This window comes from uncultured Roseibium sp., from assembly GCF_947494555.1.
Taxonomy (GTDB): domain Bacteria; phylum Pseudomonadota; class Alphaproteobacteria; order Rhizobiales; family Stappiaceae; genus Roseibium.
Window position 1 is genome coordinate 124,831 of record NZ_CANLVF010000003.1, and the last position, 18,275, is coordinate 143,105.

Consider the following 18,275-nt stretch of genomic DNA (forward strand, 5'->3'; position numbering starts at 1 on the left):
ATGACCGGATCGGAGGAGAGTTCAGGATTTACGCCAATAGCTGTTGGGAAGCGGACCGTTTCGGTTCGATTGTGGCTGGCTGGGCATGAAACCCAGAACGAGGACCATCAGGATATTGATCCCTGGAAGAAAGATAAGCAATGCCCAGAACCCGTTCTGGCCTATGTCCTGCAGACGTTTGATCACAATCGCCAGTTCAAACCACTGCAGCACAAAAAAGAGAAGCGGAAACAGAGGATTTGAACCTGCAAATGCACTCGGCGTAACTTCTTCGGGGTTCGGGATACCGGGAATCGAAAGCCACCAAATTCTGATCGCCATCCCGATGACCACCCAAACGAGTGCAAAACAAAGCCAGTAGGGTTCCCTTCCGATTCGGCCGATCGGACTCATCAAAGCCCATACCGGACCGGGTGAGATGTTTGCGCTAGGTGGTGAGGTGTTCATTCAATGCCGCTCACGTAATTTCATCTTCGACACGGAGGTAGACGTATAAGCTGCGCGGATCAAGCACCGTTGTCCCTTCAAGCCCGTACAATCTGCACCAGGCAACCGCATCAGCAGGCGAAAAGTCCACACCTCGGTAATAACGTCGGGGAATATCGTTGGATTTTGTACTCCAAGCATGTCTAATTTGAGATGATGCGAACCAACGCTGTCGGGGGCCCGAATTATGACCGGTGCTTGTCAAAAAATCCTACTCACTTGTGCAATCAGCCTTTTTTTAGTCGCTACAGTCATCCTGCCGGCCCCGGGGGCGGCACAGGATACGGGATCCGAACTTCCACCACCGCTTCAGCCGGATGCAATGGAAAAGCTCGTGTCCGATCTGGATCCGGAGCAGGTTGAAGCCCTCACCGACCTCATGGAACTGCTGCAGCAAAGCGCCGCAGCAGGCGAACAGGCAGCAACTGCCGCAGCCGACGGACCAGGGTTTGTCGAACAGCTGCAAATGGCCCTGGGCAATTTCACCGGCATGGTTGCCGGTCACTTCCAGGCATTGCCGGATCTCTTTTCAAGTATCATTTCCAGCATCGGCGCTCTGTTTGCAGGCGCGATTGCCGGACCAGTTCACATATTGATCGGAGCCATCGCCATCATTCTGGCGGCGGGCTTTGCCGCCGAGTTCCTGATCAACCGTTTCACCGCAGCAAGACGCGACACCATTCAGAATAAAACGCCTGAAAACCTCTTCGAGACAGTCAAGCTGGTCTCCACACGTGCAGGCCTCGACCTCGGCGGATTGGTCGTTTTTGCCGTGATCGCGCTCATAGTCGCCCGTATCGCGGTTTTCGATCCGGGGACGCGCTCCTACGCGCTTCAAGCCGTGTTCTGGATCGTGTTTCTACCCCGGTTGATCGCGGCTCTTCTGCGCTTCGCGCTGGCGCCTAACCGGCGTGAACTGCGCCTTGTGACCGCAGATGACGCGACTGCAAAGTCGCTCTACCACAACTTTACAATCCTTTTCGCTATCGTTGGCATAGCCTTCTTCATCCGCAATGTCATGGAGGGCGCAGGTACGGACGCGGGCGGAACGTTCCGGTTTTTTGTCGGCTTCGGTGTCAATGCCTGGATCATCGCCGTGATCTGGAAGGCACGGCACGGCCTGACAAGCATTATTCTGGGCGATGAGGAAGACCCGACCTCCGGCCTGGAGCGCATGGCGCGGTTCTGGCCGTATTTCTCCATGGTATTCATCGCGTTCAACTGGCTGCTCGTACAGTTCACCGCCAGCATGGGTGTCGAAGCGCTTACCGCAGGACGTTCGCTCGCGGTGATCGTGCTCGTTGTCTTTGCGCCTTTCCTCGACACCATGGTGCGCGGGATCGTCTCGCATATCGTACCGCCCATGCAGGGTGAAGGTCCGGTTGCCGAGGCTGCCCATCTTCAGACCCGGCACAGCTATGTGCGCATTGCCCGTGTTGCGCTGCTCGCCTTCCTGGTCCTGGTGGTCGGCCGCATCTACGGGCTGAATCTGCTCGCTCTCGGCGGCGATGACGGATCGGCTGTCGCCCGCAACAGCGTCATTTTTCTCCTGATCCTTGCGGCCGGCTATCTCGCCTGGGAAATCACCAATCTCTGGGTCGCGCATCAGCTCGCGAAGGATTCGCCACCTGCCGAGACACAGGATGACGATGCCGAAATGGGGGGCGCGGGCAAATCGCGTATCGCAACGATCCTGCCGTTGATGCGGATTGTCCTGCAGGTCACGATCATCACGTTGACCGGCCTTCTTGCACTCAGCCAGCTCGGGATCAACATCACACCACTGCTGGCTGGCGCCGGCGTCATCGGCCTTGCCGTCGGGTTTGGAGCACAGACCCTCGTTCAGGACGTCGTCTCCGGTGTGTTCTTCCTGATGGACGATGCGTTCCGACTGGGCGAATTCATCGATACGGGTGGCGCGCAGGGTACGATCGAAAAAATCTCGCTCCGGTCGCTGCAGCTGCGCGGTACGAAGGGCGCGGTGCACATCGTGCCCTATGGCCAGATTCCGAAGCTGACAAATCTCTCCCGCGACTGGGTGATCATGAAGCTGAAATTCACCGTTCCATTCGACACGGATGTCGAAAAGGTCCGCAAGCTTTTCAAGAAGATCGGCCAGGAAATCATGGAGATGGAGGAGTTCAAGGACGACCTTCTGGCACCGTTCAAGGGTCAAGGCGTTGCGGATGTCGACGATGTCGGCATCGTTGTTCGCGGCAAGTTCACCACGAAACCCGGCAAACAGTTCGGGGTTCGCAAGGAAATCTACAAACGCGTTCAAAAAACATTTGAAGAAAACGGCATTCAGTTTGCCCGCAAGGAAGTTCGCGTTCAGCTTCCCGAAGGAACCAATCTCGACGACAAACAGAAAGAAACGCTTGCTTCAGCTGCCGCCGCTGCTTCAGCCGCAGAGGAGAAGAAGCCCGCAGCGGAATAAAGCCGATCTGCAGCTGCGCGCCTGACAATGTATGACGCCGCCCCGGCCTTGAGCCGGGGCCAATGGAAGAGTGATCCCGGCCCAAGGCCGGGAACAGCAAGAAGTGTTTGTCGATTTCAATACCGCCGGCAGCGTAAGCCTTTCTCCCGATTGAGCGAAAACCACATCCGCGGGTAAGATCACCTGTCTGTAGGAGGGCGGACAGGTTCAACCGGCTTTTGGGAGGAAGCTTCCATATGAGTGAAAAAACAACGGACCCGAACGATACCGGGGTTCCGGACCAGGCTTTGACCGCCTCGACAAAAGATACCTTGAGGCCAATACCACTGGTCAACAAGATTACCGCCAACGATGTCATCGATGCCCTTGCCGCCGGGCTGGCCGATTTTCGGAAAGCGCCAGTCTACGGACTGGCAATCGGCGCCCTTTTCGCCATCGGCGGCCTGTTCGTCATCCTAAGCGCCGCCGCGCTCAACATGAGCTACCTCTCCTATCCGGCCGCCGCCGGTTTCGTTCTCATCGGTCCTTTCGCCGCCGTCGGCCTTTATGAGGTCAGCCGGCGGCTTGGAAGCGGCGAGGAACTCTCCTGGCCGGCCATCCTTGGAACCATGTGGGCGCAAAAGGGCCGGGAACTTTCCTGGATGGCTTTCGTGGTGCTCTTCATCCAGATCATGTGGATGTATCAGGTGCGTCTGCTACTGGCCCTGTTTCTCGGTTTCAAGTCCTTTGCATCATTCGACGAATTCCTAACGGAGGTCATCACCACGCCGGAAGGCCTCATGTTCCTGGCTGTCGGTCACGTGGTCGGCGCGATCCTGTCGCTGGTCCTGTTTTCCCTGACCGTCGTTTCCTTCCCACTGCTTCTGGAAGAAGACAGGGATTTCATCACCGCCATGATCACGAGCGTGCGCGCGGTCGTCGTTTCGCCGATTCCGATGATCGGCTGGGCCCTCGTCGTCACCGCTCTCCTGATCGTGTCGATGGTGCCGGCCTTCCTGGGCCTGATCGTCGTTCTGCCGGTACTCGGGCACACAACCTGGCACCTTTACAAGAAATGCGTCACCATTCCCAAGGAATGATGTGAACCCTAAAGGTATTGGAACAGGTAACGGGGCCGACGGGGCCGCGTTACCTGTTCCAAGTGTCCAGACTTGATAGACGACATCAAACGCACCACCTGTGAGGAGGAATGTGTGGGCATGGACAGTCAGGTCTTACACCAGCGAAAGGAAGAGTTGAGCCTTTCAGCTTTGGTCTTTGCACCGAGACACTCTTGCGTTTTTGCAGGCCCAAAAAACCTTTTTGCGTGTTGTATTTTCTGTTTGCCCGCGCACAATGTAATTTTATTTCAATGATACATCACGATGACCGCGAAGCTTTGGATACTGTGAGTTATACCAAGCTCAAGAAAAAATTAGCTTCAAGGTGACACCATCGTGTTTTCGCGCAACTTCACATAAAGGAAGAGGCGGCACATGAGCGAAACCGCAGCAGTCAAAACACCCTGGTCTGGATTTGCCGGAATGGCATTTGGCGCAGTCGCGCTGGTACTGGTGCTTTTTCTTCACAGCGCGGGGCCACTCGACCCGCAGCCAACCATCGGGCAATCAATCGGCGAAATCGCGGCGGACATTCGCACCTCCGCCTTGAAGGGTCTGAAAGGCGAAGCACTGCCGGATCCCCAGACACAGCCGTGGAGCCTCGATCGCATTCTTCAAACATCTGCCTATGTGCTCGCCGGCCTTGCGGTCATTTTCGGTGTCGTCGGTTTCGTTCTGAAGGAAAACAGACGCCTTGCGGGCGCCGCCGTTTGTTTTGGCGGTCTGGCAATCGGATTTCAGATGTTTGTCTGGACAGCGATGCTCATCGCCGGTGTCATCATCATCGGATACATAATAGCCAATGTCGGCGACATCTTTGGCGGGTTCCTTGGTGGATAGCCGGGCGAAACCCTATTTGTGACCATTTAGACCTGTTTCGCGATACTAGCGACCCCGGTTCAGGACCGGGGCGGCAATCCTCAACGTCGATTTGGAAGTTTTTGCCACATCTGTGCCTGCAAACGAGGCCAGACCGGCCCCTTTGCGAAAGCTTAAGTTTCAACGTCGTCTTCGGTGTCCATCGCCGCCTTGCGGGCCTGCCAGTCTCGCAACAGCTCGATATCCGTTTCCACAGGGCGGTAATCGACACGGGTAAGATAGAGGCCGTCCGCTGGTGCGACAGGGCCGCAGGCCTTGCGGTCATGCGCCTTGAGCGCCTTTGTCACATCGCCCGGACCCCATTTGCCCTCCCCGACCAGCCTGAGCGTGCCCACCATGGAGCGCACCTGATTGTGCAGGAACGAGCGGGACGAACATTCCGCGATCACAAATTCGCCGTCGCGAAACACCCGGAATTCTTCCAGCGTCTTTTCCGGACTTTTCGCCTGGCAGCGTGAGTGGCGGAATGTCGTGAAGTCGTGATGGCCGACAAATTCCTGGGCAGCGGAGTGCATTGCCTTCGCGTCAAGATCGGTCTTCACATGCCAGGCAAGACCCAGCTGGTGGGTCAGCGGCGGAAGGCGGTTGTGAATGCGATAGCGATACGACCGGCGGATGGCAGAAAAACGGGCATCGAAGCCTTCATGCATTTCAGCGCAGTCGAGGACCACGACCGGGTCGGGCTGGCAGTGAAAATTCAGCGCGCCCATAATCGTTCTGGCGGGCCAGGGTTTCGAAAGATCGGCATGACAGACCTGACCCGTCGCATGGACGCCCGTGTCCGTGCGTCCCGCCCCACCAATGGTTACGTCTTCACCGGAAAAGGCCTTTAGGGCCCGTTCGATCACGGCTTGCACGGACGGTCCGTTCGCTTGCCGCTGCCAACCGCAGAACGGGCGGCCGTCATATTCCACCGTCAATTTGTAGCGCGGCATTCAGATGGACTCTGGTTACTCGAATTCTTGAAAAGGCGTTGCAAATGCCACCTCGATCGGCAGATCGCGGGAACCGGCCTCGGTCAGGGCAAGTGCCATGAAAGCATCGCCCGCGTATGGCGCCTGAACTTTTCTGGCAAGTACCGGATCAAATCCGAAGCGCGGATAATAGGCTGGCGGCCCCAGTACGAGGACAAGGTCTTCGCCCAGATCAGTCAGCTTCTCAAGAGAAGCTCTTATCAGCGCAGACCCGATGCCTTTACGCTGGCGCTCGGGCCAGACCGAGACAGGCGCCAGGCAGGCAACCTGAAGAGCCTGTCCCGCGCCGATTGCGGCCGGTGTCACCCGGCTGTAGGCGACGTGGCCGATGATGGCTCCAGCATCATCGACTGCGACCTGTTCCAGTACCAGCGCACCGCAATGGCGCAGTCTTTCGACGAGGCGCGCTTCCATATCAGAAGGAAAGGCGGCTCGCAGAAGATCGCGAACAGGCGCTTCGTCCTGTGTATCTACGTTGCGAACAGTCAGACCGGTGCTTGTGATGGTATCACTCATGATTGTCTCCTGCAGAGTGTACCCTAATCCAGAAGCGTGCCGTCAGAAAGAGACGCGCCGCGCAGGAAATCCTGGCCGCTCATCGGCTTCTTGCCCGCCCTTTGCAACTGATCGAGACGGACCGCGCCTGTTTCGCAGGCAACCACCGGAGCCGTTTCGCTTGCAACAAGAGTTCCCGGAACGCCGCTGCCGTCAACGCGAGAACTGCGCAGGATCTTCACGCGCTCCGGTTTGCTGCCAAGTGGCATTTCGCACCAGGCCCCTGGAAAAGGCGACAGTCCGCGGATGTGGTTGTGCACCTCTTCCGCCGGCTTTGCCCAGTCGATCCGCGTTTCCTGCTTGGAGAGTTTGGCCGCATAGGTGACGCCCTCATCGGTCTGAGGCTGTTCGCCGAGCGCGCCGCGAGACAAGGCGGCAAGTGCGCGGACCATAAGATCGCCGCCGAGTCCGGACAATCGATCATGCAATTCACCGGCGGTCATATTCGGTTCGATTGCAACAGTTTCGGACATGCAGACCGGACCGGTATCGAGCCCCTCCTCCATCCGCATCACCTGAATTGCCGTTTGCGTGTCGCCCGCCATGATCGCCCTGTTGATCGGAGCGGCCCCACGCCACCTGGGGAGCATGGACGCGTGCAGGTTCAAACACCCATGTTCCGGTGCCTCGAGAATGGGCCCGGGCAGCAGCAATCCATAAGCGACGACAACGGCAACATCCGCGTTCAACGCGGCAAATTCGGCCTGCGCGTCCGCGTCTTTGAGGCTCTTGGGCGTGTGAACCAGAATGCCGAAAGATTCGGCCGCTTCGTGCACCGGAGACTTCTTCAGATCCATGCCCCGACCGGCCGGCCGCGGCGGCTGTGAATAGCAGGCGACAACATCGTGTCCCTGACCGACGATTTCCATGAGGGTCGGCACCGAAAATTCCGGGGTTCCCATAAAGACGACGCGAAGAGACATGAGGCTCCTTCTGAGCTTCGGAGTTTTTCCAGACGATTTGGCCCCTTATTGCGCCATACGCCGTGTCGAGCAAGGGCACAATGACCATAGGAACAAACGAGAACCAGATCCGGGCCTTGCCAATGCACCTGATGATCTCGAACAAACGCGTTTGCTGCACGCTGTTCAGCAATGGTGCACTTCCGAGATCACCGCCCGTTCTTCGAAACAGCGCGCAGCGCATCCTCAGGATGAAGCTTCGTTTTCAGACAACGGGCATAGCGGCCAAGCGCAGTGCAAGCCCGGATCGGGGAGCCAACGAACTCATGGTTGATCCGCGTCCGTCATGACCTAACCGGGCCCACCGGCCCCGGGTCTCACGTTGTTCGCCCGGGGCGACGAGAGGGGATTTTGAAGCACACCGACTCTCGTCATCCGGGACGACGAAGCAGCGGAAAATCTGAGGACGAAGTTTCGTCTTGTCCCCTTGTCATCCCTGCGCAGGCAGGGATCCGGTAATCGCTTGTCTGACCGTCTTTGTCTTTCGCCACCGGCGTGGAATACTGGATCCCGGTCTTGCCGCTTTGCGCGGCAAACCGGGACGACAAGCGGGTTGAGATTTGCCATTTCGCACCAGCCACGAAGACCCGGCCTTCAGTAAGGCACGCCTATCCAGAACAGGACTTGAAGGCCCGTCTCGAAGGGCGGGCAGTGCTGTGCGAATGTGCGCTCATTCTTGGAGTCTGTGCGAAGAACTTCCTCGGGTTGAGGGTTCAGACCAAGGGCCCGTCCAACCCGACCTAAGCCAGTCCGGGCCAAAGCACCTTGAGGCTGTCCGTCATCATTTCCATGGCAATGGCGGCGAGGATCATGCCCATTAACCGGCTCATGACGCTGTTCGCAGTCTCGCCAAGGAACCGCTGCAGAAAGGGAGCTGCAAAGAAAGTCGCGATCAAGACGGCGATGGAGGCAGCAACAGCGGCGACATAGGCTATCTCCTGACTGAAGTCAGTCACCTGACCGCGAAAAATGATCATGGTGGAAATGGATCCCGGACCAAGGAGGATCGGCACCGTCAACGGGTAAATCGCGGGATTGTCCTGCGACTTCATGTTTTCCTTTTCCTTGTCTGTGCCGTGATGAACCGGCGTGCTTTGGCCTCGTATCAGGTCAAGTGCGATCAGGAGGATCAGGAACCCGCCTGCGAGGCGGAATGCGTCCAGCGAGATGCCGAATATCTTCAGGATGATATCGCCGGTCAGTCCGATGAACACGGCCCCAGCGGTCAGGCTGATCAGCAACGTGAAGGCGACTTTCCGTTCAAACGCGGGACCGCGATCCGAAGTCAGCGCCAGAAAGACAGGAAGGTTTGCGATCGGGCTCATGATCGCGAACAGCGCGGCGAATGTTTTCAGGAACAGTTCCTGATCCATAAGTGCCCTTCCCCTACCCCTTTAGGCCTTGACTGCGAGCTTCGCCTGCTTGGCAAATTTCTTCATGACCCGGTCGCGCTTCAGCTTCGACAGGTAGTCAATGAACAATTTCCCGTTGAGGTGGTCAAGCTCGTGTTGAATGCAGGTCGCCAGCAAGCCGTCGGCCTTGATTTCCTGTTCGCCGCCCTCGCGGTCAAGGAACTGGACGGTCACTTCTGCCGGCCGCTCGACATCCTCGAAATATTCCGGGATCGACAGGCACCCTTCCTGATAGACGGACATGTCTTCGCTCGACCAGACGATTTTCGGGTTGATGAACACCATCGGCTCCTTGGGCGCATCTTCCTTGGCAACGTCAAGCACGAACATGCGTTTCAGAATACCGATCTGGCTGGCGGCAAGCCCGATGCCGGGCGCGTCGTACATTGTCTCCAGCATATCGTCGGACAGGGCGCGGATCTCATCGTCAACGGTTTCGATCGGTGCACAGACTTCGCGGAGAACCGGGTCGGGAATCGTAATAATCGAGCGTTTTGTCATGCGCCTGACATAGGCAATCGTATCGCGGCGGTCAACGCGGAAATCAACCGGTTCGCCTGCGTTTTCAACGTCTGCGGCAAGCGTTCTGCATGGGCGTTGCAGCCGAATCGTTCTATGTTTGTTTCATGAATGAGATTCTGTTTGAAATTAGCGGGCGTCCGGTGACGGTTCTGGAGACTGCGCTTGGGAGCGGGCTGTTCCTTCTGGCAATGATTGTCTGGCTTGTCCTGAAGACGCTGCGCCAGATTCGAGCGCGCGCGGACGCCGACAGTGCCGCAACCGAGCGCATCCACGAACTTGAAAGCCATCTTTCGCAGCTCCTGAAATCGCAGGGCGAGATGACGGGGCGCATGCAGACGATGGCGGAGGTGTTCGGATCGCGCCAGTCGGACATGATGCGGGCCGTCAACGAACGGCTCGATGGGATGGGACACAAGCTGGGTCTGTCGATGTCCGACACGACCAAGAAAACACAGGACGGCCTCAGGCATTTGCATGAACGTCTCGCCGTCATCGACCGGGCGCAGCGCACCATCACCGACCTGTCGGGACAGGTCGGCCAGCTTCAGGCGATCCTGTCCAACAAGCAGACCCGCGGTGCGTTCGGTCAGGGACGGATGGAAGCCATCATCCAGGATCAGATGGCGCCGAGCACATATTCGTTCCAGGCAACGCTTTCCAACAACAGCCGACCGGATTGTCTCATCCACATGCCGAACGGTGCGCCATCGCTGGCCATTGATGCGAAGTTTCCGCTGGAAGGCTTCAACCTGCTGCGCGACGCGGAAACCGAGGAGCAGCTGAAATACGCGCAGGCACAGTTTCGCCGCGACTTTTCCAAGCACATTCAGGACATCAGCGAGAAATATCTGCTGCCGGGCGAGACCCAGGACACCGCCTTCCTTTTCGTGCCCTCCGAGAGCATCTTTGCGGAACTCAACGAGGGCTTTGAAGATCTGATCCAGAAAGCCCACAGGGCACGGGTGGTAATCGTGTCCCCGTCGCTTCTCATGCTGTCCATACAGGTTATCCAGTCCGTGCTGCGCGATGCGAAAATGCGCGAACAGGCGCACCTCATACAGGCGGAGGTCGGTCACCTGATCACAGACGTAGGCCGCCTCAATGACCGCGTCGGCAAACTTCAGTCGCACTTCGCGCAGGCCAACAAGGATATCGACCAGATCCTGATCTCCACAGACAAGATCACCAAACGCAGCCGCAAGATCGAGGATCTCGAACTCGGCGAATTGGAAGCTGCCCGCGAAGAGGCTTTGCCCGAAGAACCCCGTCTCGCACTCACACCAAAATCATAAGAACTCACATCAAGTTCGCAGGTTTCCCTTTGGCGCTGGCATCCTGCAAGGCTACACTCCGCACGCTCTTCCCAAGGCAAGCATCAGGTACCGTTCATGTCCTCTTCATCCCGTTTCGATGTTTCAACGGCCGAACCGCCCAACGACTTTTCCGAACCATTGAAGGCCCTATGGTGGCTCAAGAAAGGCGGGCTTACTCTTGGCCCGGAATGGGAGAAGGCACACGAGATCTGTCAGGGTGCCGAAGGCGAGCCCGCCCATGACTGGGTGCATGCGCTCTGCCATCTGATCGAAGGCGATCATGGCAATGCGGGTTACTGGTTCCGCATGGCCGGCAAACCTGTCCAGCGTGACACCGAGGCGCTCTGGCAGGATATGGCGCAGTCCCTTTAGCGGGCGGCTAGGACAGACGGCGGGCCCGGGTGACGTTGCCCCACTCGGTCGAGGCAATGCGCTCGATCGCGCGGTCAAGCGGTTCATAGGCGACCGTCATCGTGAAGCCATTGGCATGCAGCAACGTGTTCGGCCCGGTCACGATGGCAACGTGACCCTTCCAGAAAATCAGGTCACCGCGCAGATATTTGGATAAATCGTTATGCGGGATCTCATGTCCTGCGTCCGTTTCCTGCATGTCGCTGTCGCGCGGTATGTCCAATCCGCCGGCCTGCGCCGCAAGCTGGACCAGCGCCGAGCAATCAAGACCGACACTGGTTCGTCCGCCCCAAAGATACGGCGCACCGAGCATTTCCTCGGCGACCGAAACCCAATCGTCGTCGAAAACGGTCAGCGGAACCAGATGTTTGGCGACAACAGCCGAACCGTCGCTCAGGATGGCATAAGTCAGTCCCCGCGTTTCCGTTTCGCCGACCACAGTCACGTTGCTTCCGATCGACAACATGCCGCGCGGCGGAAATTTCAGGTCCGGTGCAGGGTAGCGGTAGGTGCGCATGGCGCGCACGCGATGCGTTGCCGCCGTGACCTGGCCGAGGCCGTCTGAAGAAAACCAGCCGACATAGCCGTCCGTGTCGAGCTGCCCCCAGGCCCACCCCTCAGCGGTTTGCTCATAAACGGTGATCCATTCGCCGTGGAGCGCTTCGGTATCAATCGGACAGTCCGGCCTTGCGTGTGGCCGGATGGCGAGACTGTCGGCCGAGACCTGAAAGACCTCGCCATCAACGAAGCGCTCCGCATCGGCTTGCCCTTCATAGTCGCGGGCCGCCAGGTCAGGTCTCACGGGGTGCAGGCGGCGGTCGAAAGCGTGGGTCATGTTCGAACTTCATTTCCTGCAAAGAGATGGCAGTCAGCGCGGCAATTCCTTGGCCTTGTCTACCACAAGATCGCCAAGTTGCTCCAGATAGAGCGCGCCGGAAACGGTACGCGTGATAATGACATTGCGCTTGTCGGCCTCGTCGCGCTTGCGGGACAGAAGCCTCATACCGCCGAGCGTGTCGAGCGCCCTGGTAATAGCTGGCTTCGTGACATTCAACTTGGCAGCAAGGCCACGCACCGTATGGGGCGGCGGTTCCAGGTAGACGGTCAGCAGGATTGTCAGCTGGCGCGCGGACAGATCCTGTTCACTGTCACGGACCAGCGACAGATTGACTTCATGCAACAATTTCAGGGCCTGAGAGGCGCGTATGTCGACAGCCATATCCGAGCCGGTGTTTCCTTCCTGGCTGCTATCGAACCATAAAAACGTTTCGGAGCCGTTATTTTTTGACCGTGTATCGCTCCGCGATCAGATCGAACAGGCAGCGGATCCCTTGGGCTTCTCCGCCGACCGGCTTGCCGGGACGGTCTGCTGGCGTCCAGCCGTAAATGTCGAAATGAACCCAGCTATCGGTGTTTTCGACAAATCGCGAGAGAAACAATGCCGCCGTGATCGAGCCGGCGAAGCCTGCGCCCGAGGTGTTGATGTGATTGATGTCCGCCACCTTGCTGTCGAGATACTTCATGTAGGGTTCCCACAAAGGAAGGCGCCAAAGGGGGTCGGTGGACGCTTCGGCCATTACGGCAATCTCTTCCGCAAGGTCGTCGTCATGGGTGTAGAACGGCGGCAGATCCGGCCCGAGCGCGACCCTGGCCGCACCGGTCAGCGTTGCCATGTCAACCAGAAGATCCGGGCTCTCTTCATCGGCCAGCGCAAGTGCATCGCCGAGGATCAGACGGCCCTCGGCATCCGTGTTGCCGATCTCGACACTCAACCCCTTGCGGCTGGACAGGATGTCGCCCGGCCTGAACGCGTTCGCGGAAACAGCGTTTTCAACGCATGGCACGATGACACGAAGACGCACAGGAAGCGCGGACGCCATGATCATCGCGGCAAGGCCCAGAACGTTGGCGGCTCCGCCCATATCCTTTTTCATCAGGGACATGGAGTTTCCAGGCTTCAGATTGAGCCCGCCGGTGTCGAAGATCACGCCCTTGCCGACAAGGGTCACTTTCGGGTCGTCCGCGTTGCCCCAGGCAAAATCGGCGAGGCGAGGCGCCCGTGAACTTGCGCGTCCGACGGCGTGCACCATCGGGAAATTTTCACTGAGGAGATCATCGCCGACAATGATGCGCCCTGCCCCACCGTGGCTCTTGAAGAGCGCCTCGACTGCAGCTGCCAACTCTGCCGGCCCGAGGTCATTGGCCGGCGTGTTGATGAGGTCCCGGGCGGTCTTCACGCCCTCAAGAATGATATGGATCCGGTCGAGGTCAACATCATCGGCCAGCCCAAGCCGGTGATTTTTTTTCGACGGGGTCACATAGCGCTCAAACCGGTATGCCGACAGCGCAAACCCGAGCGCGGCCTGTTCGGGGTCGGGAAATCCATCGCTGAGAAAATAATCGCCGCCGGGGAGGCTTTTAACGAGACTGCCCAGGAGAAACGGGTGCGGCAGGCCGGTGTCGTCGACACCGAGCAGCACCACTGCACCTGTTCCATCGCTGTCCGGCACCAGGAGATGCGAAGACGGTTTGCCCTTGAAGTCGTTGAGCGATGACCATTGCCCGGCGCGCGCACCCAATCCGGCAAGTTCACCCTCCAGGGATGACTCGGTGACCGCGATGATCGGAGTCGGGTCAGACATTTCAGATTTGCGGACCAGGGATTCACGCACGTTTTGCACTCCGTTGAGCTGATTGGATTGGACCAACAGGTAAGCCGCCTTGCCGGAAGACGCAACAACCGCTGCAAACCGTCATGCAAACTTGCATTTCGCAACGCTGCTTAACCATCCATTAGGGTTAATTATCTATTTCTCTAGGGGAACGACACAGCTGCGGACAACAAGGATGTTGAAAATGCACGCGCCCAGAACCGGATCCGTAATTCGCCGCTCCAAACTGGTACCGGCGCTCGTGGCCCTAACCGCGCTTGCCTTCGTGACCGGCTGTGCCTCGAACAAGTCCAATACCGGCACCTATTCTCCAGCCTCCGGCAAGCACTCGGTTTCCCCGGGTTCGAACCTGGCACGCGCCGAGGTTTCGAAATGGGCGAAGTCCTATGAGCGGGACCGCAGCAATCGGAACGCGATCCTCGGATATTCCAATGCCTTGAGCCAGAACGGACAGATCGAGCAGTCGATGGCCGTGCTTCGGGCAGGCGTGATCAGCCATCAGAAGGATCGTGAAATAGCATCCGCCTACGGCAAGATCCTGGCGATGAACGGACGTTTCGACGAAGCGCTCAACGTTCTCAAGCGCGCGCAGCGGCCCGATATGCCGGACTGGAAGATCATGTCGGCTGAGGCCGCGATCTACGATCAGACGGGCAATCACGAAAAGGCGCGCAGGCTTTACAAACAGGCGCTGAAAATTGCGCCGGACGATCCGAGCCTTTTGAACAATCTCGGACTGTCCTATTTGCTCTCCAACAAACTGCCCGACGCCGAATACACCTTGCGCCGCGCGACTAGCCTGCCGGGCGCAGACAGCCGCGTTCGCCAGAACCTGGCATTGGTCCTCGGCATCCAGGGCAAATTCGACGAAGCGGTCGAGGTCGCCACATCCGAGCTGGATCCGCGCCAGGCGCAAGCCAACATCGCCTACCTGCGCACGATGATGCAGAACCGTCAGCGCGGCTGACGTCGTCCCGGCAACTCCAAGGCAGACTTTAAGACTCTGTGCGATTTGTCCCGTTTGTGCGGGATAGGACGCGCACACGCCGGATGGCTCTACGTTAGCAAGCACATGACGTTTTGGTCTTGCGAAACCGGATGCGGGTGGAGGCAATGCTACCTGTTCGCCCGGAATGGGTTAGGCACTTATTCCAAGCGACAGTCTGTGTTCCTTGCCGATCCGACCTGAATAGAGCGGACCGCTGTCAGTCATTCCGAAACTGAGGTAGACGGCCAATGCTGCGGTATTGCCCGCGTCTACCGCAAGGACAAGACTTTTGGCGTCTGGCCAGCGGGTCGCCGCCGCATGGACTGTTTGCTCGAATGCTTCCTTGCCGAGCCCCTGTCCCTGCCAGCGTCGATCGATTTTGAGTGCGTGCAGCGACACGGCGCCGGGCTCTACCCAGTCGGGTGACGAAGGCGGCCGTTTCAAAACCACAAGGCCCACCACTTCTTCGTCTTTAAGAAAACAATACCCTCTCAGGGTTTCGCTTTGCTCAGACGCGATCAAATCGAGTGAACTCTCGAATGTGCCCCCAAAATCAACTTGCGCCGGAGATACCTCCAAACTTCGCGCAAAGCTTACTTGAGCCGGATTGAGTTCGGCGAAATCCAGTATCCTGAGGCGTCTGCTCATCTTATACCAAGCTCAAGAAATAAGAACCGATCTGACCGCGTTTGATGGCTTTTCTAAGGGATGAGGATTTAAAGGGCATTTGTCATTGCCGGAGTGTTCAAATCAGCCGGTCGGAAGGAGAACAAGACCGGTCTTTGCGAATGCCCCTTTGTTTCCGAACACGCGAACGGCAACACCGTCGAACTGCCTTTCAGCCTTTGCGGCCCAGATAAACGGACTGGGTGACTTCGCGTCCGGGCTGCAACGGGTTTTCAAAAACCACAGGCTCGACCCAGGCCGCATCGAATGGATCGGCCAGCAAGGCCACGATGGCATCGTCCGGTGCTTCATCCGACCAGAGCCCAACGATCCCTCCGGGTTTCAAAAAACGCTGTACAGCGCGCAGTCCCTCGGCGGTGTAGAAACCTTTTGACCCGCTATGGAGGAGCCGCTCCGGCGTGTGATCGATATCGATCAGGATTGCATCATACTGGCGTCCGGGCTTCTGTGCATCGAAGCCGGCCTGCGAGGCCGCCAGCGCAAAGAAGTCTCCTTCAATCAGCCGGCAGCGCGGATCATCGGCAAGCTCGGTCCCCATCGGCACCAATCCTTCCCGGTGCCAGCGGATAACAGGTTCCAGCAGATCCACCACATCGAGTCCGGAAACGCTGTCATGTGCCAGAACGGCTTTCGCGGTGTAGCCAAGTCCGAGGCCACCGACAAGGACGTCCAGCTTTTCGCCCGTCAGCGCGGTCACTCCCTTGTCGGCCAGCGCGACTTCTGACGCGGTGAACAGGCTCGACATCAGATGCTCTTCACCGAGCAGTATTTCAAAGACATCAGTCTGGAGAGACAAAATGTGCCTCCGCCGCAACGAAATCGCACCAATCGGCGTTGGGGCGTAATCCAATTCTTCAAACAGTGAGCTCATCGCTGCAGCGTGGCAGTTTAAAAGAGCCATTGGAAGCGGAGAGTTACGGCAATCCGGAACAATATTCCGACACGGAGCGGAGCGTCGACACATCCATCATCGACTCCGCGAGCAGCTTCTCCAGTTTTGCGCTATCTTCTTCAAGCGCCTTCAGCCGTTTGGCATCAGCCACCTCCATCCCGCCGTACTTTGAGCGCCGCTTGTAAAACGTCGCATCGCTGATGCCATATTTGCGGCATAGCTCGGCGACCGAAACACCCGCCTGATGTTCTTTCAAAATGCCAATGACCTGTTCTTCGGAGAACCTGGACTGTTTCATCGTCCGTATCCTTCAATTGGGAACAGACTAACCTCAAAACGAGGAGTTTTCAGGGGAGCATGTCAGTTTCGCTTGCTCGCCTCTTTGATCCCCAAATGGAACGGATCAAGACCTGAGAACGCCATCTGTCAGCCGACGATCGCGCGCAGACACTCTTCCAGATCGGGTCGGGAAGTTTTCCGATCGACAGGCGGTTTTGCCTCACTCGCAGAGACCAAAGACCGGTCACCGACAGCACGAACCAGACTGCGCGCACCCTTTTTGTAATTCGAACCAGTCCCGCCCAAGTGGCGGAACGCGTTACAGGAAGTCTCCTGTGACTAGCAAATGCGAGAATGCGATAAGTTCGTTCGCGCCTTTTCCAAAGGCTTCAAAAGTTGTCAATTTCCGACCTTTGGAATGCAGCACAATGTCTCCTTTGGGAGAGACTTCGGCCCACGGTGTGGTGAAGCCCGACATGTCTCCGAACTGCATCCCAAATCCGGCGCGCACCGGTCGGTTCAGGTGCCGGGCTATGTTGACCATTTGCTGTGTGCCTTTGCCGCGGGCAATTTCACTGGGTTCAACGATCCAGGCATCGGAGTCGCTTTTCGGTTTTACCGGCGTGGCAAACGCGCAGGCGAAGATCCAGACGATCCCACTCCCGGCCAGTCTTGGTTTGATGTCCCGAAAAAAGGAAAGATTGTCACCAAGGCGGAACTTCAGATCGCCAAATGAAACGATACCTATGCCGCTTCCATGAGAATTTAGAACCAGATCCTCAATAAGGAGATTTTCTTCCTCCAGCTCCGCACGCACTAGGGAGGCCGTCTCCCTGCCCCTGCCTTTAGGCACTTCGACATGGTGGCACTGACTGGCGGCATGCTGGCTGCCGTTCATGTTCTTGGACGGCGCATCATAACTGTGAATGTAAAGATGTCCCCGCTGCCTCGGTGCTGCGGACTTGGACGCTTCCGCCTGAGACGCCTGGCTTTCGATTGCGGCCGGCATCGGTTTTCCAAACAACGCCGACCAGGTTTGAGGGCCAACGATCCCATCTACCGTCAATCCGTTGTTTTTTTGAAACTCCATCACTCGTGCGCGCGTGTTCTTCCCGAATTTTCCGTCGACAACCAGCGTGGCCTGAAGCGTAAAACCAAGGACTGTGGCTACGCCCTCGTAATGCGCTGCGGTGATTGCGTTCAGGCGTTCCTGAAGTTCCACAACATGTTGTCCGGAATGACCTCGTTTTATGTATGTTGGCATCGAAAGCTCACTGAAAATTATTGACTTTTTAATGTTGAAAAGCCGTTCGACAACGCGACGGCAGAGAGCTGGAATTCGCATTCGCTCGCTGTATCGGCTGACATTAGAACCAAGGAAAAGCTTACAACAGCTATGAAATTCCATAGCGTCGGCGGCATGTGCGCACCAAAAGCTTGACTGTATAGGTCTTCAGCAAGATTTCCTGCCGCGCAAAAAGTAGGAATGTGTGCAGCAGAATGATAATGGCCTTGCACACATGTCTACAAGTTCGGCTGATCCTTGAGGTCTAGGGTACGGATCTGTAATTGGAGAGCTAGGCGGTGCAGATCTCTTGAGGGTTTTACTTCCGCAACATCTGATACTGATCGGCAGCGAAAAAGGTCGCATACCCTGCGCGAGCCAACGATTGCGTAACTTAAAGAGGGTAGACGCAGGGTTCCTG

General features: G+C 57.6%; 19 protein-coding genes and 1 pseudogene. 7 read left to right on the forward strand and 13 right to left on the reverse strand.

Annotated features, from left to right (window positions below):
• Window positions 1-21: 21 nt before the first annotated feature.
• On the reverse strand, window positions 22-447 hold the full coding sequence (locus Q0915_RS15350) for a DUF805 domain-containing protein (RefSeq protein ID WP_366525290.1): 426 nt from the start codon (window positions 445-447) through the stop codon (window positions 22-24).
• Between the two features lie 373 nt (window positions 448-820).
• Here Q0915_RS15350 and Q0915_RS15355 point away from each other — a divergent pair, with 373 nt between their 5' ends.
• The 3 genes from Q0915_RS15355 to Q0915_RS15365 all read left to right on the forward strand — a co-directional run bounded on the left by Q0915_RS15355 (window position 821) and on the right by Q0915_RS15365 (window position 4,863).
• Window positions 821-2,923 carry a mechanosensitive ion channel family protein gene (locus tag Q0915_RS15355; protein ID WP_299475094.1) on the forward strand — a complete coding sequence of 701 codons (2,103 nt, stop codon included), beginning with the start codon at window positions 821-823 and terminating at the stop codon, window positions 2,921-2,923.
• 236 nt (window positions 2,924-3,159) lie between these two features.
• Entirely contained in the window at window positions 3,160-4,002 is an 843-nt protein-coding gene (locus Q0915_RS15360; RefSeq protein WP_299475097.1) for a DUF2189 domain-containing protein, read from the forward strand.
• A gap of 396 nt (window positions 4,003-4,398) precedes the next feature.
• Window positions 4,399-4,863 carry a hypothetical protein gene (locus Q0915_RS15365; protein WP_299475100.1) on the forward strand — a complete coding sequence of 155 codons (465 nt, stop codon included), beginning with the start codon at window positions 4,399-4,401 and terminating at the stop codon, window positions 4,861-4,863.
• Window positions 4,864-5,015: 152 nt separating this feature from the next.
• Here Q0915_RS15365 and truA read toward each other — a convergent pair whose 3' ends face one another.
• The 3 genes from truA to fmt are packed head-to-tail and all read right to left on the reverse strand — an operon-like array spanning window position 5,016 to window position 7,354.
• Complete coding sequence (gene truA / locus Q0915_RS15370) at window positions 5,016-5,837, reverse strand: tRNA pseudouridine(38-40) synthase TruA (protein ID WP_299475102.1); 822 nt, start codon at window positions 5,835-5,837, stop codon at window positions 5,016-5,018.
• 15 nt (window positions 5,838-5,852) lie between these two features.
• On the reverse strand, window positions 5,853-6,392 hold the full coding sequence (locus tag Q0915_RS15375) for an N-acetyltransferase (RefSeq protein WP_299475105.1): 540 nt from the start codon (window positions 6,390-6,392) through the stop codon (window positions 5,853-5,855).
• Between the two features lie 23 nt (window positions 6,393-6,415).
• Window positions 6,416-7,354, reverse strand: a complete 939-nt coding sequence (gene fmt / locus Q0915_RS15380) for a methionyl-tRNA formyltransferase (protein ID WP_299475108.1) — start codon at window positions 7,352-7,354, stop codon at window positions 6,416-6,418.
• Window positions 7,355-7,434: 80 nt separating this feature from the next.
• Between fmt and Q0915_RS15385 the strand changes: the two genes are divergently transcribed.
• Entirely contained in the window at window positions 7,435-7,683 is a 249-nt protein-coding gene (locus tag Q0915_RS15385) for a hypothetical protein (RefSeq protein ID WP_299475111.1), read from the forward strand.
• A gap of 450 nt (window positions 7,684-8,133) precedes the next feature.
• Here Q0915_RS15385 and Q0915_RS15390 read toward each other — a convergent pair whose 3' ends face one another.
• Both Q0915_RS15390 and def read right to left on the reverse strand, forming a co-directional pair.
• Window positions 8,134-8,766, reverse strand: coding sequence for an NAAT family transporter (locus Q0915_RS15390; protein ID WP_299475113.1), 633 nt, complete (start codon window positions 8,764-8,766; stop codon window positions 8,134-8,136).
• Between the two features lie 21 nt (window positions 8,767-8,787).
• Window positions 8,788-9,306, reverse strand: coding sequence for a peptide deformylase (def, locus tag Q0915_RS15395; RefSeq protein ID WP_299475116.1), 519 nt, complete (start codon window positions 9,304-9,306; stop codon window positions 8,788-8,790).
• A gap of 125 nt (window positions 9,307-9,431) precedes the next feature.
• On the opposite strand from def, the gene rmuC reads away from it, so the two are divergent.
• Together rmuC and Q0915_RS15405 are read left to right on the forward strand one after the other, a co-directional pair.
• Window positions 9,432-10,619, forward strand: a complete 1,188-nt coding sequence (rmuC, locus tag Q0915_RS15400; protein WP_299475119.1) for a DNA recombination protein RmuC — start codon at window positions 9,432-9,434, stop codon at window positions 10,617-10,619.
• Window positions 10,620-10,715: 96 nt separating this feature from the next.
• On the forward strand, window positions 10,716-11,012 hold the full coding sequence (locus tag Q0915_RS15405) for a hypothetical protein (protein WP_299475121.1): 297 nt from the start codon (window positions 10,716-10,718) through the stop codon (window positions 11,010-11,012).
• A 7-nt stretch (window positions 11,013-11,019) separates the two neighbouring features.
• Here Q0915_RS15405 and Q0915_RS15410 read toward each other — a convergent pair whose 3' ends face one another.
• Genes Q0915_RS15410 through Q0915_RS15420 form a run of 3 tightly spaced genes read right to left on the reverse strand, consistent with a single transcriptional unit; the run spans window position 11,020 to window position 13,693 of the window.
• Entirely contained in the window at window positions 11,020-11,886 is an 867-nt protein-coding gene (locus Q0915_RS15410) for an NlpC/P60 family protein (protein ID WP_299475124.1), read from the reverse strand.
• 33 nt (window positions 11,887-11,919) lie between these two features.
• Complete coding sequence (locus Q0915_RS15415; RefSeq protein ID WP_299475127.1) at window positions 11,920-12,270, reverse strand: MarR family transcriptional regulator; 351 nt, start codon at window positions 12,268-12,270, stop codon at window positions 11,920-11,922.
• A gap of 58 nt (window positions 12,271-12,328) precedes the next feature.
• Entirely contained in the window at window positions 12,329-13,693 is a 1,365-nt protein-coding gene (locus Q0915_RS15420; RefSeq protein WP_299475130.1) for a M17 family metallopeptidase, read from the reverse strand.
• A gap of 214 nt (window positions 13,694-13,907) precedes the next feature.
• Between Q0915_RS15420 and Q0915_RS15425 the strand changes: the two genes are divergently transcribed.
• Complete coding sequence (locus Q0915_RS15425; RefSeq protein ID WP_299475132.1) at window positions 13,908-14,690, forward strand: tetratricopeptide repeat protein; 783 nt, start codon at window positions 13,908-13,910, stop codon at window positions 14,688-14,690.
• Window positions 14,691-14,861: 171 nt separating this feature from the next.
• Here Q0915_RS15425 and Q0915_RS15430 read toward each other — a convergent pair whose 3' ends face one another.
• The 4 genes and pseudogenes from Q0915_RS15430 to Q0915_RS15445 form a co-directional block, all read right to left on the reverse strand.
• On the reverse strand, window positions 14,862-15,359 hold the full coding sequence (locus Q0915_RS15430; RefSeq protein WP_299475135.1) for a GNAT family N-acetyltransferase: 498 nt from the start codon (window positions 15,357-15,359) through the stop codon (window positions 14,862-14,864).
• Window positions 15,360-15,549: 190 nt separating this feature from the next.
• Window positions 15,550-16,194 (reverse strand): spermidine synthase, encoded by a 645-nt coding sequence (locus Q0915_RS15435; protein ID WP_299475138.1) that lies wholly within the window; start codon window positions 16,192-16,194, stop codon window positions 15,550-15,552.
• Between the two features lie 151 nt (window positions 16,195-16,345).
• Window positions 16,346-16,588: pseudogene (locus Q0915_RS15440) on the reverse strand (transposase); the annotation flags it as partial.
• A 300-nt stretch (window positions 16,589-16,888) separates the two neighbouring features.
• Window positions 16,889-17,833 (reverse strand): peptidoglycan-binding domain-containing protein, encoded by a 945-nt coding sequence (locus Q0915_RS15445; protein ID WP_299475141.1) that lies wholly within the window; start codon window positions 17,831-17,833, stop codon window positions 16,889-16,891.
• Window positions 17,834-18,275 lie beyond the last annotated feature (442 nt).